Origin of the sequence: Streptomyces sp. NPDC028722 (assembly GCF_040637655.1) — a bacterium.
Lineage (GTDB): Bacteria > Actinomycetota > Actinomycetes > Streptomycetales > Streptomycetaceae > Streptomyces.
This window is the reverse complement of the sequence record NZ_JBEZWU010000001.1, coordinates 558761-577080: the sequence shown is the minus strand read 5'-3', so window position 1 is coordinate 577080 and position 18320 is coordinate 558761. Positions and strand designations below refer to the sequence as shown.

Below are 18320 nucleotides of genomic sequence, written 5' to 3'. Positions count from 1 at the left end.
ACCTACGCGAGACCGTCCCCCGGCCGCGTCCGCGGCCCCAGGACCTCCAGCCGCACCGCGCACGACTTGAACTCCGGCATCTTCGACGTGGGGTCCAGGGCCGGGTTGGTGAGGGTGTTGGCGCGGCCCTCGCCCGGCCAGTGGAAGGGCATGAACACGGTGTCCGGGCGGATGGTGGCGGTGACCCGCGCCGGCGCCACGGCCCGGCCCCGCCGGGAGACCACCGCGACCGGGTCGCCGTCGACCGCCCCCAGCCGGGCCGCGAGCCGCGGATGCAGCTCCACGAAGGGTCCCGGCGCCGCCGCGTTCAACTCCGCCACCCGCCGGGTCTGCGCCCCCGACTGGTACTGCGCCACCACCCGGCCGGTGGTCAGCAGCAGCGGATACTCCTCGTCCGGCTCCTCGGCGGTCGCCCGGTGCACGACCGGAACGAACCGGGCCCGGCCGTCGGCGGTGGCGAACCGCTCGAGAAAGAGCCGCGGCGACCCCGGATGCACCCCGGGCCCGGGGACGGGCCCGGGGACGGGTTCAGGTCCGGGGCCGGCACCGGGCGCGGTACCCGGGGTCTCCGTGGTGGACGGGCCGGTCGGGCAGGGCCAGAAGACGCCGTTCTCCTCGGCGAGGCGGCGGTAGGTGATGCCCGAGTAGTCCGCGGGGCCGCCCGCGCTGGCCCGGCGGAGTTCCTCGAAGACCTCCTCGGGGTCGGTCGGGAAGCCCTTCTCGACGCCGAGCCGGGCGGCCAGCTCGTGCAGGACGTACAGGTCGGTGCGGACGCCGGGCGGGGGAGCGACGGCCCGGCGGCGCAGCAGCACCCTGCCCTCCAGGCTGGTCGTCGTGCCGGTCTCCTCCGCCCACTGGGCGACGGGCAGCACGACGTCCGCCAGCTCCGCCGTCTCCGACAGGACGACGTCGGCCACGGCCAGGAAGTCCAGCGAGCGCAGCCGCTCCTCGATGTGGGCCGCGCGAGGGGCGGACACCACCGGGTTGGAGCCCATCAGCAGCAGCGTCCGCACGTCCGTGCCAAGGGCGTCCAGGAGTTCGTAGGCGCTGCGCCCGGGGCCGGGAAGGGCGTCCGGGTCCACGCCCCACACCCCGGCCACGTGCCGCCGGGCCTCCGGGTCGTCGAGCTTGCGGTAACCGGGCAACTGATCGGCCTTCTGGCCGTGTTCGCGTCCGCCCTGCCCGTTGCCCTGCCCGGTCAGGCACCCGTACCCGGACAGCGGGCGCCCCGCCCGCCCGGTGGCCAGGCACAGGTTGATCCACGCGCCCACCGTGTCCGTGCCCGTGGACTGCTGCTCCGGCCCGCGCGCGGTGAGCACCATCGCCGCCCGGGGCGCGCAGAACATCCGTACCGCCTCGCGGAGCTGCGGCACGGGCACGCCGGTGATCCGCTCCACGTACTCCGGCCAGTGCGCCATCGCGGCCGCCCGGGCCTCCACCCAGCCGGTGGTCCGCTCCCGGATGTACTCCTCGTCCGTCCGCCCCTCCGCGACCACCAGGTGCAGCAGGCCGAGCGCGAGGGCGAGATCGGTGCCGGGGCGCGGTGCGAGGTGCAGGTCGGCCTGGTCGGCGGTCCTCGTGCGGCGCGGGTCCACCACGATCAGCGTGCCGCCGTTCTCCCTGAGCTCCGTGAAGAAGCGCAGCGCCGGCGGCATGGTCTCGGCGAGATTGGATCCGACGAGGATCACGCAGCCGGTCCGCGGGATGTCCTCCAGCGGGAACGGCAGTCCCCGGTCGAGACCGAACGCCTTCGTGCCCGCAGCGGCGGCCGACGACATGCAGAACCGGCCGTTGTAGTCGATCTGCGAGGTGCCCAGCACCACCCGGGCGAACTTGCCGAGCGCGTAGGCCTTCTCGTTGGTCAGCCCGCCCCCGCCGAACACCCCGAGCGCGTCCGCGCCGTACCGCTCCCGGGCCGCCCCGAGCCGCTCGGCGATCCGGTCCAGCGCCCGGGGCCAGCCGGCCTCCACCAGCCGGCCGCCCTCCCGGACGAGCGGTGTGGTCAGCCGTACCGCCGGCGACAGCACCTGCGCCGCCGTGCGGCCCTTGCCGCACAGCGCGCCCCGGTTGACGGGGAAGTCCGGGCGCTCGGTGACCTCGACGCCCCCCTGGGGCAGGGGCGTGAGCGTCATCCCGCACTGGAGGGCGCAGTACGGGCAGTGGGTGGGCGCCGAGGTGTTCTCCATGCCGCCCAGCGTGGGTCCGGCGTGTTACGCCCCCGGCCGGATCCCGTTACGCGCCCGGCACGGCGACCTCCCCGCGCCGGTCCGGGAGCCGTGAGGACAGGTCACCGCCCGTCGGCCAGCGCCCGCGCCACCCCCGGCTCCCGCGGGCCGAGGAACCGCGGGTCCGGCCGGAACACCGCGTCCAGCGCCGCCTTGCCCGCCGCGAACACCTCGCGCGTGCCGCCGTAGTACCAGGTCGCGTCGTGTTTCGCGTCGACCCCGACGCCGTACGACGCCACGCCCGCGGCCTCGCACAGCGCGACCGCCCGCCGGATGTGGAAGCCCTGGCTGATCAGCACCGCCCGGTCCACCCCGAAGATCTTCCTGGCCCGGACGCAGGAGTCCCAGGTGTCGAAGCCGGCGTAGTCGCCGACGACGCGCGCGTCCGGCACCCCGTGCCGGGTCAGATAGGTGCGCATGGCGTCCGGCTCGTCGTAGTCCTTGCGGCTGTTGTCCCCGGTGACGAGGACGACCTCGATCCGCCCCGCGCGGTACAGCCGGGCCGCCGCGTCCAGCCGGTGCGCGAGGTACGGCGACGGTTCCCCGTGCTTCCACAGGCCCGCCCCGAACACCATCGCCACCTCGGTGTGCGGCACGTCGGCCGTGGTGCGCAGCCGGTCCGCCGTGGACACGTACAGCCAGGTCACCGGCAGCAGCGCCAGCACGCACCCGGCCATCACGGCCTGCACCAGCCGCCGCTGCCCGGTACGCGTGCGCGGCAGCCGCGGTCGACGGATCCTCATACGCCCCCCCAGAGATCGCTTCCGACCGGGAGGACGCCACCGGCGCCCGTTCCGGTTTCGCCTCACACTCCGCGTCCGCCCGCGGTGAAACGGCGGAAAACACCCGTGACGGGCCGGCAACGGCGACGCAACCTCCGACCGACAGGATCGTTCCATGACGGCGTCGAACCCACGCAGCGACGAGCCCCGCGCCCCCCTCGGTCACACGGCGCGCCCGAGGACCGGCGGCAGCGGCCGGCTCCGGCTCGTCCCCCCGCTCCGGTACGGCCGCCCGGCCCCGCCCGCGCTGGTCCTGGTCGCCCACGGCAGCCGCGACCCCCGGGCGCTCACCACCGTCCGGGCCCTGGCCGAACGGGTCCGCGCCCTGCGCCCCGGCCTCCCGGTCCACCTGGGCCACATCGAACTGAACGCGCCCCTGCTGCCCGACACCCTCGCCGCCCTGGGCGACACCCCCGTCGGCACCGTCATCCTGGTACCGCTGCTCCTGGGCCGCGGCTACCACGTCCGGCAGGACATCCCCGCGATGGCCGCCGCCGCACCGGTACGCGCCCGGGTGGCCGCCCCGCTCGGCCCGCACCCGCTCCTCGCCCGGACCCTGCACGACCGGCTCCTGGAGGCCGGCTGGCCCGCGGCCATGGACGCCGCCGCCCGCCGCACCAGTGCGGTGATCCTCGCCGCGGCCGGTTCCCGCGACCCCGACTCGGCCGCCGACACCCGCGGCACCGCCCGCCTGCTCGCCGCCCGCCTCGGCGTCCCCGTGCTCCCCGCGTACGCCTCCGCGGCGGCACCGACCGTCCCGGACGCCCTGCGCGCCCTGGCGGCGCGCGGCCGGCACCGGGTGGCGGTCGCGTCGTACTTCACGGCCCCGGGCCGTTTCGCCACCCAGTGCGCGGACCGGGCCCCGTGGCTCGCCTCGGCCCCCCTGGGCGCGCACGAGGCGATGGCCCGCCTGGTCCTGCACCGCTACGACCAGGCACACGCGAGCCGGGAGCCGGAACTGGCCTCCGCCTGACGCACGGCAGGCGGCAGCCCGCTTTTGTCGGTGCCGGCCCGTACTGTCGAACCATGGAAGGCACCGCAGGCACCGCAGGCACCGCAGGCATCGCACGCACCGCAGGCACAGACACAGGCACCGGCACCGGCACCGCGCTCGCGTCGGCATACGACCCGGCTTCCGCCGACCGCTGGGCCGCCGAGCCGGACAAACGCCCCGGCCGCACCGCCTTCCAGCGCGACCGCGCCCGCGTCCTGCACTCCGCGGCCCTGCGCCGCCTGGCGGGCAAGACCCAGGTGGTCACCCCGGGGACGCGCAGCCTGGTCTGGGACGCCAGCCCCCGCACCCGCCTCACCCACTCCCTGGAGTGCGCCCAGGTCGGCCGGGAACTGGGCGCGGCCCTCGGCTGCGACCCCGACCTGGTCGAGGCGGCCTGCCTCTCCCACGACCTGGGCCACCCGCCCTTCGGGCACAACGGCGAGTACGCGCTGAACGAGTTCGCCGACGACTGCGGCGGCTTCGAGGGCAACGCCCAGTCCCTGCGGCTGCTCACCCGCATCGAGCCCAAGCGCTTCACCCCGGAGGGCTCCGTCGGCCTCAACCTCACCCGGGCCACCCTCGACGCCGCCACCAAGTACCCCTGGCCGCGCGGCGCCCACCCCACCGACCCGGGGTCGGGGAAGTTCGGCGTGTACGAGGACGACCGCCCGGTGTTCGACTGGGTCAGAGCGCACGCCCCCGGCAGCCGCACCTGCTTCGAGGCGCAGGTGATGGACTGGTCGGACGACGTGGCCTACTCGGTGCACGACGTGGAGGACGGCCTGCACGCCGGCCACATCGACCCCGGCTGTCTGCACGCCGAACCGGAACGGCAGGCGGTGTTCGCGGTCGCCGTCGGCCGGTACGTCCCCGCGGACACCGACCCCGCCGAACTCGCCGCGGCCCTGGACCGCCTCCTGGAGCAGGAGTGGTGGCCGCACGGCTACGACGGCACGGCGGTGGCACAGGCCCGTCTGAAGGACGCCACCAGCCAGCTCATCGGCCGGTTCTGCCTGGCCGCCGAGGGCGCCACCCGGGCCGCGTACGGCACCGGCCGGCTCACCCGCTACGGCGCCGAACTCGTCGTCCCCCGCGCCGCCCGCATGGAGTGCGCGGTGCTCAAGGCGGTCGCCGACCGGTACGTCATACAGCGCGCCGAGCAGGAACGGCTGCGCGCCGACCAGCGGGTGATCGTCGCGGAGCTGGCCGAGGCGCTCACCGCCCGCGCCCCACAAGGCCTGGACCCGCAGTTCCGGGCCCTGTTCGACGCGGCGGCCGACGACCACGCGCGCAAGCGGGTGATCGTCGACCAGATCGCCTCCCTCACCGACGCCTCCGCCCTCTCGCTGCACGCGAGACTGACGGGACGGCTCTGAAGAAAAGTGACCCTGCGTGGCCTGAACGGGTCACACCCTCTTCCCGCATCACGCTGCGTGCGGGACGCTCGCAGGTGGCGGCACCCTTATGAGGAGGCATCACGTGGTCGACGCGGATCAGACATTCGTCATCGTCGGAGGCGGTCTCGCCGGTGCGAAGGCGGCCGAGACGCTCCGGGCGGAGGGCTTCACCGGCCGGGTGATACTGATCTGCGACGAACGCGACCACCCCTACGAGCGCCCGCCGCTGTCCAAGGGCTACCTCCTCGGCAAGGAGGAACGCGACAGCGTCTTCGTGCACGAGCCCGCCTGGTACGCGCGCAACGACATCGAGCTGCACCTCGGGCAGACCGTCGACCGCCTCGACCGTACGGCGAAGACGGTCCGCTTCGGCGACGACGGCACCCTCGTCCACTACGACAAGCTGCTCCTGGTCACCGGCGCCGAACCCCGCCGCCTCGACATCCCCGGCACCGACCTCACGGGCGTCCACCACCTGCGCCGGCTCCCCCACGCCGAACGGCTCAAACGCGTCCTGGCCGCGCTCGGCCGGGACAACGGGCACCTCGTGATCGCCGGCGCCGGCTGGATCGGCCTGGAGGTCGCGGCGGCGGCCCGCGAGTACGGCGCGGAGGTCACGGTGATCGAACCCGCCCAGACCCCGCTGCACGGCGTCCTCGGCCCCGAGCTGGGCAACGTCTTCGCGGAGCTGCACCGCGAGCACGGCGTCCGCTTCCGTTTCGGCGTCCGGCTCACGGAGATCGTCGGGCAGGACGGCATGGTCCTCGCCGCCCGCACCGACGACGGCGAGGAACACCCCGCGCACGACGTCCTCGCCGCGATCGGCGCCGCCCCGCGCACCGGTCTCGCGGAGGCCGCGGGTCTGGAGACCGCCGGCCCGGCGCGGGGCGGCGGCATCGTCGTCGACGAGCGGCTGCGCACCAGCGACCCCGACATCTACGCCGCCGGCGACGTGGCGTCCTTCCCGCTCGCCCTGTTCGGCACCCGGCTGCGGGTGGAGCACTGGGCCAACGCCCTGAACGGCGGACCGGCCGCCGCCCGCTCCATGCTCGGCAGGGACGTCACCTACGACCGCGTGCCGTACTTCTTCAGCGACCAGTACGACCTGGGCATGGAGTACAGCGGGTGGGCGCCGCCGGGCTCGTACGACGAGGTGGTCATCCGCGGCGACGCCGGGAAACGGGAGTTCATCGCGTTCTGGGTGCGGCAGGGCCGCGTACTGGCCGGGATGAACGTGAACGTGTGGGATGTCACAGAACACATCCAGCGGCTCGTCCGTTCCCAGTCCCCGGTGAACATCGAGGCACTCTCCGACCCGCACGTACCGCTCGACGGCCTCGCCTCCTGACCGCCGCGCGCACCGGAACCGCCGCACCACCCCCGTAGAATTCACGCGTGGCAGGACGGATCAACGACGAGGACGTGAAGGCGGTTCGGGACGCGGTCCCGATCGACGCCGTGGTCTCCGAGTACCTCCAGCTGCGCAGCGCGGGCGGCGGCAACCTCAAGGGCCTGTGCCCGTTCCACGACGAGAAGTCGCCGTCCTTCCAGGTCAGCCCCAGCAAGGGACTCTTCCACTGCTTCGGCTGCCAGGAGGGCGGGGACACCATCACCTTCGTGATGAAGGTGGACCACCTCTCCTTCTCGGAGGCGGTCGAGCGCCTCGCCGCCCAGGCCGGCATCACCCTGCGGTACGAGGAGGGCGGCTACAACCCGGCCCACCAGCGCGGTGAGCGCATCCGCCTGGTCGAGGCGCACAAGATCGCCGCGCAGTGGTACGCGGAGCAGCTCGCCACCAGCCCCGAGGCCGAGACCGGCCGGGTCTTCCTCGCCGAACGCGGTTTCGACCAGGCCGCCGCCGTCCACTTCGGCGTCGGCTACAGCCCCCAGGGCTGGGACCACCTCACCCGCTACCTGCGCGGCAAGGGCTTCACCGACAAGGAACTGCTGCTGTCCGGCCTGTCCCAGGAGGGCCGCCGGGGTCCCATCGACCGGTTCCGGGGCCGGCTGATGTGGCCGATCCGGGACATCGGCGGCGAGGTCGTCGGCTTCGGCGCCCGCAAGCTGTACGAGGCGGACAACGGCCCGAAGTACCTCAACACCCCCGACACGGCGATCTACAAGAAGAGCCAGGTCCTGTACGGCATCGACCTGGCCAAGAAGGAGATCGCGAAGGCGAGCCGGGCGGTCGTGGTCGAGGGCTACACCGACGTCATGGCCTGCCACCTCGCCGGGGTCACGACGGCCATCGCGACCTGCGGCACGGCCTTCGGCAGCGACCACATCAAGATCCTGCGCCGGCTGCTGATGGACAACGGCAGCGCCCGCGTCATCTTCACCTTCGACGGCGACGCGGCCGGCCAGAAGGCCGCCCTGCGCGCCTTCGAGGACGACCAGAAGTTCGCCGCCGAGACCTACATCGCGATCGCGCCCGACGGCATGGACCCCTGCGACCTGCGCCTCGCCAAGGGCGACGAGGCCGTTGCGGACCTGGTCCAGCCCCGCACCCCGCTCTTCGAGTTCGCGCTCCGCCAGATCCTCAGCCGCTACGACCTCGACACCCCCGCCGGCCGCGCCGCCGCCCTGGACGAGGCCGCCCCGATCGTCGCCCGGATCAAGAACAGCGGCGCCCAGCACGAGGTCGCCGTCGAACTGGCCGGCATGCTCGGCATCCTCGACACCCAGTTCGTGGTCCGCCGGGTCGGCCAGCTGGCCCGCTGGGCCCGCGACCGCGGCGGCAAGGGCGAGCCGCGGCAGGGCCCGTCCCGCCAGGCCGGTCCCCAGTGGGCCGAGGCCCCCCGCCCCGCCGGCGGCCCCGCGCTGACGCTGCGCAACCCCGTCCACGCCGCCGAACGTGAGCTGCTCAAACTCGCGTTGCAGCGCCCCGAGCTGGTCTCCCCGGCCTTCGACGCCTACGGCATGGACGAGTTCACCGCCCCGCCGTACGCGGCCGTGCGCCGGGCCGTCGCGGAGGCGGGCGGCGCCGAGTACGGCGTTTCCGACCCGCAGGAGTACGTCGTCCGGGTGCGGGAGGCCGCCCCCGACGACACCGTCCGCGCCATGGTCACCGAGCTGGCCGTCGAGCCGATCCTGCGCCGCACGGTCGACGAGACGTACGCGGGCACGGTCCTGGTGCAGATCCGCCGCCGGGCCGTGGAACGCCGTATCCGCGACATCCAGTCCCAGCTGACCCGCCTCGCCGCCGGCGGCGACCCGGCCCGGCTGGCCGCCGTCCAGAACGAGGTGTGGGTCCTCCAGCAGTACGACCAGGCCCTGCGCGAACGCGGCGCGGCAGCGCTCTAGCCGCGCCGGTCCCCCGACTCCCGCCAATCCGCCAGGTCAGCGGTGGAGCCGGGGCCGCGGGTGCGGGCACGGTCAGCGGGCGGTCACGGACCGGATGCAAAAAGTCACCGCACGCCCCTCGTGGCGGCGTTGTGTCGTACTCCACACTGGGGGCCGGTGCCCGAGTCCTCGGAGCGCAGGCCGTCGACTCTCCGCTCCGAAGCACCGCTGCCGCTCACCTTCAGCAGCGATCATCCTGGAGGTCGCCCCCGTGCAGACCCGGACCCTCGCCCAGACCGACAGCAGCACCAGCACCAGCACCAGTACCACCGCGGACGAACCGGACGCGGAGACGGACGTCCTCCGGGCCGTGCCCCCGCAGGGCCGCGCCGCCCGGCACCCGCGGGCCCCGGCCGCCGGGGCGCTCCAGGAGGCCCCGGGCGAACCGGCGGAACCGGGCGAAGCGGCGGAACCGCCCGAGCCGGCTCGGGCCGAGGAGGCCGAGGAGGCCGCCGAACCCGTCGAGGTCCCGGCCGCCGCCCGGGCCGAGTCCGGCGGGCCCTCGGCCGACCTGTTCCGCCAGTACCTGCGTGAGATCGGCCGCATCCCCCTGCTCACCGCCGCCGAGGAGGTCGAGCTGGCCCGCCGGGTCGAGGCCGGCCTGTTCGCCGAGGAGAAGCTGAGCAGCACCCCCGACCTGGACAGCCGGCTGGCGCACGACCTGGACCGGCTGGTGGTCATGGGCCGGATGGCCAAGCGCCGGCTCATCGAGGCCAACCTGCGTCTGGTGGTGTCCGTCGCCAAGCGGTACGTCGGCCGCGGCCTGACCATGCTGGACCTCGTCCAGGAGGGCAACCTCGGGCTGATCCGGGCCGTGGAGAAGTTCGACTACGCGCGCGGCTACAAGTTCTCCACGTACGCCACCTGGTGGATCCGCCAGGCCATGTCCCGGGCCCTGGCCGACCAGGCCCGCACCATCCGCGTCCCGGTCCATGTCGTGGAGCTGATCAACCGGGTCGTCCGCGTCCAGCGGCGGATGCTCCAGGAGCGCGGCTGCGAGCCGACGGCGGACGAGGTCGCCGCCCATCTGGACCTGCCGCCCGAGCGGATCGGCGAGGTGCTGCGGCTCGCCCAGGAGCCGGTGTCGCTGCACGCCCCGGTCGGCGAGGAGGACGACGTCGCCCTCGGTGACCTCATCGAGGACGGCGACGCGGCCAGCCCCGTGGAGTCGGCCGCGTTCCTGCTGCTGCGCCGGCACCTGGAGGCCGTGCTGTCCACGCTGGGGGAGCGGGAGCGGAAGGTCGTCCAGCTCCGCTACGGCCTGGCCGACGGCCGCCCCCGCACCCTGGAGGAGATCGGCCGCATCTTCGGGGTGACCCGGGAACGGATACGGCAGATCGAGTCCAAGACCCTGAACAAACTCCGCGACCACGCCTTCGCGGACCAGCTCAGGGGCTACCTGGACTGAAGGGGGGGCCGCCGGGCGGCGGCCCCCTCGCGCTAGTCCACCTCGGCGACGGCCTGGGCGAACTGGGCCTGGTACAGGCGGGCGTAGGCACCGCCGGCGGCCAGCAGCTCCGCGTGCGCGCCCTGTTCCACGATGGACCCGTTCTCCATGACGAGGATGACGTCGGCGTCCCGGATCGTCGACAGGCGGTGCGCGATCACGAACGACGTGCGTCCCGCGGCCAGTTTGGCCATCGCCTTCTGGATCAGCACCTCCGTGCGCGTGTCGACGGAACTCGTCGCCTCGTCCAGCACCAGGATCACCGGGTCGGACAGGAACGCCCGCGCGATCGTGATCAGCTGCTTCTCGCCGGCGCTGACGCCCGTGCCCTCGTCGTCGATGACGGTGTCGTACCCGTCGGGCAGCGTGCGGACGAACCGGTCGGCGTGCGCCGCCCGCGCCGCCTCCTCGATCTCCCCGCGCGTGACCTCCCGCGAGGCGCCGTACGCGATGTTCTCCGCGATGGTGCCGCCGAACAGCCAGGTGTCCTGGAGCACCATGCCGATCCCGGACCGGAGCTCGTCGCGGGTCATCTTCCGGATGTCGACCCCGTCGAGCGTGATCCGCCCGCCGGAGACGTCGTAGAACCGCATCAGCAGGTTGACCAGTGTGGTCTTGCCGGCGCCGGTCGGGCCGACGATCGCCACCGTGTGCCCGGGCTCCACCGCGAGGGTCAGGTCCTCGATCAGCGGCTTCTCCGGGTCGTACCGGAACGACACGTGCTCCAGCCGCACCCGGCCGCGCAGTTCCGCGGGCCGCTCGCCCGGCAGCGGGTCCGCCTCCTGCTCCTCCGCGTCCAGGAGTTCGAAGACCCGCTCGGCCGAGGCCACGCCGGACTGCACCAGATTGGCCATCGACGCGACCTGCGTCAGCGGCATCGAGAACTGCCGCGAGTACTGGATGAAGGCCTGTACGTCACCGATGGACAGGGCGCCGGACGCGACCCGCAGTCCGCCGACGACCGCCACCAGCACGTAGTTGAGGTTCGACACGAACATCATCAGCGGCTGCATGACACCGCTGTTGAACTGTGCCCTGAACGCGGCCTCGTACAGCGCCTCGTTCTGCTCGGCGAACTGCTGCGCCGACTCCTCCTGCCGTCCGAAGACCTTCACCAGGGCGTGCCCGGTGTACATCTCCTCGACGTGCGCGTTCAGTTTGCCGGTGGACCGCCACTGCTGCACGAAGTGCGGCTGCGACCGCTTGCCGACCCGGGTGGCGACCACGAACGACAGGGGTACGGTGACGAGCGCGACCAGCGCCAGGATCCAGGAGACCCAGAACATCATCGCGAGCACGCCGATGATGGTCAGCACCGAGTTGATCAGCTGGCCCATCGACTGCTGGAGCGTCTGCCCGATGTTGTCGATGTCGTTGGTCGCCCGGGACAGCACCTCACCGCGCTGACGCTTGTCGAAGTACGACAGCGGCAACCGCGACAGCTTCTTCTGCACGTCCTCCCGCAGCCGGTACATCGTGCGGTTCACGGCCCGGTTCACCAGCCGGGTCGCGACCGCCATCAGCAGGCCGGCGACCAGGAACGTACCGAGCGCGATCAGCAGGACACGGCCGACGGCGTCGAAGTCGATGCCCTGGCCGGGCGTGAAGTCGGTGCCCTGGAGCATGTCCGCGATCCGGCCCTGGCCGTGCTCGCGCATCCTCGCCAGGACCTGCTCCTTCGTGGCGCCGCCCGGCATCTGCCGGCCGATGATGCCGGAGAACACCAGGTCGGTGGCGCGGCCGAGGATCTTCGGGCCGATCACGCTCAGGCCCACGCTGACGACCACGCAGAGCAGCAGGACGTAGATCGTGGCGCGTTCCGGTCTGAACTGGGTGACGAGCCGTTTGCCCGACCCCTTGAAGTCCATCGAGCGCTGGTCGGGGCCGCCCCCGGCCATCATGCGTCCCATGGGCCCGGCCATCAGGCGGCCTCCGCTTCCGTCAGCTGGGAGAGCACGATCTCCCGGTAGGTCTCGTTGGACGCCATCAGTTCGGCGTGCCGGCCGGAGCCGACGACGCGGCCCTCGTCGAGCACGATGATCCGGTCGGCGTCCCGGATGGTCGCCACCCGCTGGGCGACGATGACGACGGTCGCCTCGGCGGTCTCCCGGGCGAGCGCGGCACGCAGGGCCGCGTCCGTCGCGTAGTCGAGCGCGGAGAAGGAGTCGTCGAACAGGTAGATCCCGGGGCGCTGCACCAGGGTGCGGGCGATGGCCAGGCGCTGGCGCTGGCCGCCGGAGACGTTGGTGCCGCCCTGCGCGATCGGCGCGTCGAGGCCGCCCTCCAGCTTCCGTACGAAGTTCCCGGCCTGCGCGACCTCCAGCGCGTGCCACAGTTCCTCGTCGGTGGCGTCCGGGTTGCCGTAGCGCAGGTTGGTGGCGACGGTGCCCGCGAACAGATAGGGCTTCTGCGGGACGAGCCCCACGGTCCGCGCGAGCAGCGCCGGTTCGACGGTCCGGACGTCGACGCCGTTCACCAGCACCTCGCCCTCGGTGGCGTCGAACAGCCGGGGGACGAGGCCGAGCAGCGTCGACTTGCCGCTGCCGGTGGAGCCGATCACGGCGGTCGTCTCACCGGGCCGGGCCACCAGGCCGACGGCCTTGAGCACCGGCTCCTCGGCGCCCGGGTAGCGGAAGCCCGCGTCCCGGAGCTCCAGGTGTCCGTGCCCGCGCAGCTCCCGGACCGGGGCGGCGGGCGGCACGACGCTGGACTCGGTCCCGAGGACCTCCTCGATGCGCTCGGCGCACACCTCGGCGCGCGGCACCATCATGAACATGAAGGTCGCCATCATCACGGACATGACGATCTGCATCAGATAGGCGAGGAACGCGGTCAGGTCACCGATCGCCATCCCGCCGCTGTCGATCCGGTGGGCGCCGAACCAGACCACCGCGAGGGACGACAGGTTCACCACCGTCATGACGATCGGGAACATCAGGGCGAGCATCCGGCCGGTGGCCAGCTGCATCCCGGTCAGCTCGGCGTTCGCCTCACCGAACCGCCCCTGCTCGTACTCGTCGCGGACGAAGGCGCGGATCACCCGGTTGCCGGTGATCTGCTCGCGCAGCACCCGGTTCACCGTGTCCAGGCGGACCTGCATGGACCGGAACAGCGGGCGCAGCCGGCGCACGATGAGCGTCACGGAGACGCCGAGCACGGGGACGACCGCGGCCAGTACCCCGGACAGCGGTACGTCCAGGCCGAGCGCCAGCACGATCCCGCCCACGCACATGATGGGCGCCGACACCATCAGGGTGAACGTCATCAGGGCCAGCATCTGGACCTGCTGCACGTCGTTCGTCGTACGGGTGATGAGCGAGGGCGCCCCGAAGTGACCGACCTCACGCGCGGAGAACGACTGGACCCGGTCGAAGACGGCACCGCGCACGTCCCGGCCGAGGGCGGAGGCGGTCCGGGCGCCGTAGTACACGGCACCGATGTTGCACACGACCTGGGCCAGCGAGATGCCGATCATCAGGGCGCCGAAGGACAGAATGTACCCGGTGTCCCCCTTCACGACGCCGTTGTCGATGATGTCGGCGTTCAGAGTGGGCAGGTAGAGGGTGGCGCAGGTCTGGAGGAACTGGAGCAGCACCACCAGGGCGATGGGTTTCTTGTAGGGCCTGAGATAGGTCCGCAGAAGTCGTATGAGCACGCTACGTCTCTTCGGGTCGGCGACAGGGGCTGGACGGTTGCCCCTGGCCCCTATCGTCGGGCACCCGACCCGTGTTACCCCAACCGATTAACCCGACCGGTCCGGTGCGCGACGGCGTCAGGGACCGAACGCCCCCGGATGGGTCTGCTCCCGCACCGCCGTGAACTGCTGCCGCACCGCCTGTCCCACGGCCAGTTCCTCGCCGGGTTCCAGCACCTGAGCCGCCGCGCCCTGCCAGGCCGGCGGGTTCCGCGGGTCGAGGGTGCCCTGCGACACCCCGAGCGCCCAGGCCGCCTGCCGGGCCGCGCCGATCGCCGCGTAGTCCGCGGGCTGCGGCACGACGACCTGCGCGCCGAACAGCGAGGGCGCCGAGGCCTGCACGGCGGGCAGCTCGGCGGCCGGGCCGAGCAGGAAGATCCGCCGCACCGCCACACCCCGCCCGCGCAGCACGTCCAGCGCGTCGGCGAGTCCGCACAGCATGCCCTCGAACGCGGCCCGCGCCAGGTGCTCCGGCTTCATCGACTCCCGCCGCAGCCCGGAGAGGGTCCCCGCGGTGTGCGGCAGGTTCGGCGTCCGCTCGCCCTCCAGATAGGGCAGCAGCACCAGACCGTGCGATCCCGGCGTGGACTTCACCGCCAGGTCGGACAGGCTCTCCAGGTCCGCCAGCCCCAGCAGTTCGGCGGCGCCGCGCAGTGTGCGTACGGCGTTCAGGGTGGTGACGACCGGCAGGTGCATACCGGTGGCGTCGGCGAGGGAGGTGATCATCCCGGACTGGTCGGCGAGTGCCTCCGGATGCACGGCCATCACGGAGCCGGACGCCCCGAGCGACACGACGGCGTCCCCGAGCCCGATCCCGAGCCCGAACGCGGCGGCCATGGTCTCCCCGGTCCCGGCGGAGATCAGCAGCCCCTCCGGGGTCGTACCGGCCGCGTCCGAGGGGCCGATCACCTCGGGCAGCAGCGCCTGGTGACCGAGGGCCAGCTCGACCAGCTCGGGCCGGTAGGCGCCGGTGGCCGCCGACCAGTACCCGGTGCCGGAGGCCCCGCCGCGGTCGGTGGTGCGGCGCACCGGCCGCCCGAGCAGCTGCCAGACGAGCCAGTCGTGGGCCTGGAGCAGGACGGCGGCGCGCCGCGCGTTCTCGGGTTCGTTCTTCGCGAGCCAGCGCAGCTTGGTGACGGGGTGGGCGGCCTGCGGCACGCTCCCGACGGCCTGCGCCCAGGCCTCCCGGCCGCCGAGCGCGTCCACGAGGTCCGCCGCCGCGACCTGCGCGCGCTTGTCGCCGCCGACCAGGGCCGGGCGGACGGTGTTGCCCTGGGCGTCCAGCGGGACCAGCGCGTTCTGCTGCGAGGAGACGCCGATGGCCTGCACGCCCTCCAGCAGACCGCCGCCCGCGGCCTCGCCCAGGGAGAGCAGCCAGGCCTGCGGATCGACGTCACTGGGCCGCCCCCCGTCCGGTGTCTCGACCGGATGAGGGGCGTACCCCTGCCTCAGCACGGCGCCCGTGTCCGTGTCGCAGACCACGATGCGCGTGAAATCGGGCGAGCTGTCCAAGCCGGCGACTATCCCCATGCCTACGAATTTTGCCGCATCGGCGGGGCTGGTCCGGCCAGGGGGCGGCGGCCGCGGCGCCGCGCGACGAACCTTCAGGTGGTGCTGGTGCCCCAGTCGTCCTCACCCGTGCCGCTGACACCGCGCTCGCGCAGGGACCGCACCCGCTGGGCGACGGACTCCGGGACGCGGTCGCCGACCTTGTCGCTGACCGTGTGGAACGCCTTGCCGGCGTAGACGCGGCCCTGCTGGGCTGCCGTCTCCGCGGTGTTGCGCACGGCAGGGTTCTGCGTGATCTGCCGGGCGGATTTCTTCAACTGCTCGTAGCGCTCGCGTCCGGCCCTCGTGCCGAGTACGTAACCGAGGGACAGTCCGGCGAGGAACGTGAGCCGGTAGCGCATGGCTGCCACCCTTTCCGTGCGTAGTGTGCTGGTGCGGCGCTGACCCCGAGGGGAAGCGATTGGCGGAGCACCCCCCTGCTTGCGCTAATGTATGTGTCGCAGCGAGCGTCCGCCCCCTGGCGAATACCCAGGCGGGTACGATCGATGCAATCGAGGCGATCCTCCGTAGCTCAATTGGCAGAGCAGCCGGCTGTTAACCGGCAGGTTACTGGTTCGAGTCCAGTCGGGGGAGCTTCGGTCCTCCGTAGCTCAATTGGCAGAGCAGCCGGCTGTTAACCGGCAGGTTACTGGTTCGAGTCCAGTCGGGGGAGCGCTGAACGAGGACCCCCGCAGGGGTCCTTTTTCATGTCCGCGGGAACCGCCGGACCGGGCGTCGCCGTCCTCGGGATCATGAGCAGCGCGGAAGCCGACCATCCGAAGCAGGAGATCGTATGAGCGGCTATGCTGCGGCAGACGGCGCGCACACGTGTACGCGACACGCCGCTATGGGGCGGTAGCTCAGCCGGTTAGAGCAGCGGACTCATAATCCGTCGGCCGTGGGTTCGAGTCCCACCCGCCCCACCAGTCGCAGGTGGCAGGACCGTTTCTACCTGCACAGACGCGAGAACGAGGGTCGCCGCTCCAGGCTGGCGACCCTCTTTCATTCGATCAGACCAAGCTCCGGTGCACACGTAGTGGACACGGTCCGGGCGACATCTGCGGCACGGCCGAAATGTGCCGCGACGGCCGGTTGGGCGTGGCGTCAAGGGTGCCGTCCTGTCGTGACGGCGGCACTGCTCGTCGGGCACGTCATGCTCCACTGCGGTACGCCACGGTCACACGGTGCTCCATGTGGACAACGACTTCACCACTGTGGCGGCGGTCCTGAAGGAAGGACAGCAGCGGGACGCAACGCGCCTGACGACGGCGATGGCTGCGACAGAGCCCGCGGCCCAGCAACAGTGCGAGATCGCTCTCCTGCTGACGAACCTTCGGGACGGGTACGGCGCCTCGCACGTCATCTGCGCGACGCGGAACGGGTGTTCACGCTGTCGCGGATTCACGGGCGGAGAGCTGGGTCGCGTATCCGGCGATGATTCGCGGGCTCCGACGCCGCCGGACTTCAGCCGGACGGGCGGAGTCCCGGAGACCGCCGGGGCGGTGCGGTGGGGCCGGGGCGTCCCTACGGTGAAGGGGTACCGCCTCTTCGTGAGACCCCCTCGCGGGCCGCGCCGGCAGGGCCGGTCCCGGAAGGAGAACGGTCACATGCCCCCTGCGCCCCGGACCCCGCCCCGCAGGCCCGACGCCCCCGCCCTTTCCGGCCCGGACCTGCCCGGCCTGCCCGGCGCGGTCGCCGACGCGGTCGCCCTGCGCCGCGCCCTGCACCGCACCCCGGAGACCGGCCTGCACCTGCCCGCCACCCAGCGCCTGGTCCTCGACGCCCTCGACGGCCTCGGCCTGGAGATCCGCACCGGCCGAGCCCTGTCCTCCGTGACCGCGACCCTCACCGGGGCCGCCGACGGCCCGACGATCCTGCTGCGCTCCGACATGGACGCGCTGCCGGTCACCGAGGACACCGGGCTGCCGTTCGCCTCGCGGACCCCCGGGCTGATGCACGCGTGCGGGCACGACGCCCACATGGCGATGCTGGTGGGTGCCGCACGGCTGCTGGCCGGGCGGCGTGACGCACTCGCCGGGCACGTGGTGTTCATGTTCCAGCCCGGCGAGGAGGGCGACCACGGAGCCCGCCACATGATCGGGGAAGGGGTGCTGGAGGCGTCCGGCAGCCGGGCCGACGCGGCCTTCGCGCTGCACGTACAGCCCACCCTGCCCGCGGGAGCGGTGCGGCTGCGCCCCGGGCCGCAGATGGCGGCCTCCGACCGGTTCCGGGTCCTCGTCCGCGGGCGCGGCGGCCACGCCTCGGCACCGCACACCACGTGCGACCCGGTGCCCGTGGCCTGCGAGATCGTGCTCGCCCTCCAGACGGCGGTCAGCCGTGGCCTCGCCGCCGACGACAGCGCCGTACTCAGCGTGACGCAGCTGAACGCGGGCACCGCCCCCGGCGTCATCCCGGACACCGCGGAGCTGGGCGGCACCGTGCGCACCCTGACCGGACCGACCCGGCGGCGGCTGCACGAGGCGATCGCCCGGATCGCCCACGGGGTGGCCGCCGCGCACGGGGCGAGCGCGGAGGCCACCGTCACACCCGGCTACCCGGTCACCGTCAACGACGCCGCGTTCACCGAATTCGTCCTGCGCACCGCCGGCAAGGCCCTCGGCACCGGGGCGGTGGGCGTGCTGCCGGCCGCGCAGCTGACGGCGGAGGACTTCTCCTACGTCCTCCAGGAGGTCCCCGGCGCCCTGGCCTTCCTCGGCGCCTGCCCGCCGGACCTGGCCCCGGACGGGTCCCCGTCCCTGCACTCGTCCCGCATGCGCATCGACGAGGACGTCATCGCCACGGGCATCGCCTGCGAGGCCGCCGTGGCCCTCGCCTTCCTCACGGGTCGCGGAGCGCGGCCGGCCCGGTGACCGCGCCTGCCACCCGTAGGG

General features: G+C 73.1%; 12 protein-coding genes and 3 tRNA genes. 9 read left to right on the top strand and 6 right to left on the bottom strand.

What is annotated here, in order from left to right; all coding sequences use genetic code 11:
• Window positions 1–2: 2 nt before the first annotated feature.
• Both AB0F03_RS02565 and AB0F03_RS02560 read right to left on the bottom strand, forming a co-directional pair.
• The gene (locus AB0F03_RS02565) at window positions 3–2186 is read right to left on the bottom strand and encodes a molybdopterin oxidoreductase family protein (RefSeq protein WP_361985715.1); all 2184 of its coding nucleotides are present in this window, start codon (window positions 2184–2186) and stop codon (window positions 3–5) included.
• Window positions 2187–2287: 101 nt separating this feature from the next.
• Window positions 2288–2968, bottom strand: coding sequence for an ElyC/SanA/YdcF family protein (locus tag AB0F03_RS02560; RefSeq protein ID WP_361985712.1), 681 nt, complete (start codon window positions 2966–2968; stop codon window positions 2288–2290).
• A 154-nt stretch (window positions 2969–3122) separates the two neighbouring features.
• Here AB0F03_RS02560 and AB0F03_RS02555 point away from each other — a divergent pair, with 154 nt between their 5' ends.
• The 5 genes from AB0F03_RS02555 (at window position 3123) to AB0F03_RS02535 (ending at window position 10148) form a co-directional block, all read left to right on the top strand.
• A complete protein-coding gene (locus AB0F03_RS02555) occupies window positions 3123–3980 on the top strand; it encodes a sirohydrochlorin chelatase (protein WP_361985709.1) in 858 nt (285 codons plus the stop codon).
• Window positions 3981–4033: 53 nt separating this feature from the next.
• Window positions 4034–5377, top strand: a complete 1344-nt coding sequence (locus AB0F03_RS02550; RefSeq protein WP_361985706.1) for a deoxyguanosinetriphosphate triphosphohydrolase — start codon at window positions 4034–4036, stop codon at window positions 5375–5377.
• Window positions 5378–5480: 103 nt separating this feature from the next.
• Window positions 5481–6746: an FAD-dependent oxidoreductase gene (locus AB0F03_RS02545; RefSeq protein WP_361985703.1), complete on the top strand. Its 1266-nt coding sequence runs from the start codon at window positions 5481–5483 to the stop codon at window positions 6744–6746.
• A 47-nt stretch (window positions 6747–6793) separates the two neighbouring features.
• Window positions 6794–8701, top strand: a complete 1908-nt coding sequence (gene dnaG, locus AB0F03_RS02540) for a DNA primase (protein WP_361985701.1) — start codon at window positions 6794–6796, stop codon at window positions 8699–8701.
• A 229-nt stretch (window positions 8702–8930) separates the two neighbouring features.
• The gene (locus AB0F03_RS02535; RefSeq protein WP_361985833.1) at window positions 8931–10148 is read left to right on the top strand and encodes an RNA polymerase sigma factor; all 1218 of its coding nucleotides are present in this window, start codon (window positions 8931–8933) and stop codon (window positions 10146–10148) included.
• Between the two features lie 32 nt (window positions 10149–10180).
• On the opposite strand, the gene AB0F03_RS02530 is transcribed toward AB0F03_RS02535, so the two are convergent.
• From AB0F03_RS02530 to AB0F03_RS02515, 4 genes are all read right to left on the bottom strand, one after another.
• Window positions 10181–12109 carry an ABC transporter ATP-binding protein gene (locus AB0F03_RS02530; protein ID WP_361985698.1) on the bottom strand — a complete coding sequence of 643 codons (1929 nt, stop codon included), beginning with the start codon at window positions 12107–12109 and terminating at the stop codon, window positions 10181–10183.
• Window positions 12109–13842: an ABC transporter ATP-binding protein gene (locus AB0F03_RS02525; protein WP_361985695.1), complete on the bottom strand. Its 1734-nt coding sequence runs from the start codon at window positions 13840–13842 to the stop codon at window positions 12109–12111. Before AB0F03_RS02525 ends, AB0F03_RS02530 begins: the two co-directional genes overlap by 1 nt.
• A gap of 117 nt (window positions 13843–13959) precedes the next feature.
• Window positions 13960–15411, bottom strand: a complete 1452-nt coding sequence (locus AB0F03_RS02520) for an FGGY family carbohydrate kinase (protein WP_361985692.1) — start codon at window positions 15409–15411, stop codon at window positions 13960–13962.
• A 74-nt stretch (window positions 15412–15485) separates the two neighbouring features.
• Window positions 15486–15791 (bottom strand): YtxH domain-containing protein, encoded by a 306-nt coding sequence (locus AB0F03_RS02515; RefSeq protein WP_361985689.1) that lies wholly within the window; start codon window positions 15789–15791, stop codon window positions 15486–15488.
• Between the two features lie 159 nt (window positions 15792–15950).
• Between AB0F03_RS02515 and AB0F03_RS02510 the strand changes: the two genes are divergently transcribed.
• The 4 genes from AB0F03_RS02510 to AB0F03_RS02495 all read left to right on the top strand — a co-directional run bounded on the left by AB0F03_RS02510 (window position 15951) and on the right by AB0F03_RS02495 (window position 18299).
• Window positions 15951–16023, top strand: a tRNA-Asn gene (locus tag AB0F03_RS02510).
• 6 nt (window positions 16024–16029) lie between these two features.
• A tRNA-Asn gene (locus AB0F03_RS02505) sits at window positions 16030–16102 on the top strand.
• A gap of 176 nt (window positions 16103–16278) precedes the next feature.
• Window positions 16279–16355, top strand: a tRNA-Ile gene (locus AB0F03_RS02500).
• 681 nt (window positions 16356–17036) lie between these two features.
• A complete protein-coding gene (locus AB0F03_RS02495; RefSeq protein ID WP_361985686.1) occupies window positions 17037–18299 on the top strand; it encodes a M20 family metallopeptidase in 1263 nt (420 codons plus the stop codon).
• Window positions 18300–18320 lie beyond the last annotated feature (21 nt).

Coding starts and splice junctions, on each gene's coding strand:
- AB0F03_RS02555 (WP_361985709.1), top strand. CDS start 3,123: ATGACGGCGTCGAACCCACGCAGCGACGAGCCCCGCGCCCCCCTCGGT.
- AB0F03_RS02515 (WP_361985689.1), bottom strand. CDS start 15,791: ATGCGCTACCGGCTCACGTTCCTCGCCGGACTGTCCCTCGGTTACGTA.
- AB0F03_RS02560 (WP_361985712.1), bottom strand. CDS start 2,968: ATGAGGATCCGTCGACCGCGGCTGCCGCGCACGCGTACCGGGCAGCGG.
- AB0F03_RS02495 (WP_361985686.1), top strand. CDS start 17,037: ATGCCCCCTGCGCCCCGGACCCCGCCCCGCAGGCCCGACGCCCCCGCC.
- AB0F03_RS02565 (WP_361985715.1), bottom strand. CDS start 2,186: ATGGAGAACACCTCGGCGCCCACCCACTGCCCGTACTGCGCCCTCCAG.
- AB0F03_RS02520 (WP_361985692.1), bottom strand. CDS start 15,411: ATGGGGATAGTCGCCGGCTTGGACAGCTCGCCCGATTTCACGCGCATC.
- AB0F03_RS02550 (WP_361985706.1), top strand. CDS start 4,034: ATGGAAGGCACCGCAGGCACCGCAGGCACCGCAGGCATCGCACGCACC.
- AB0F03_RS02530 (WP_361985698.1), bottom strand. CDS start 12,109: ATGGCCGGGCCCATGGGACGCATGATGGCCGGGGGCGGCCCCGACCAG.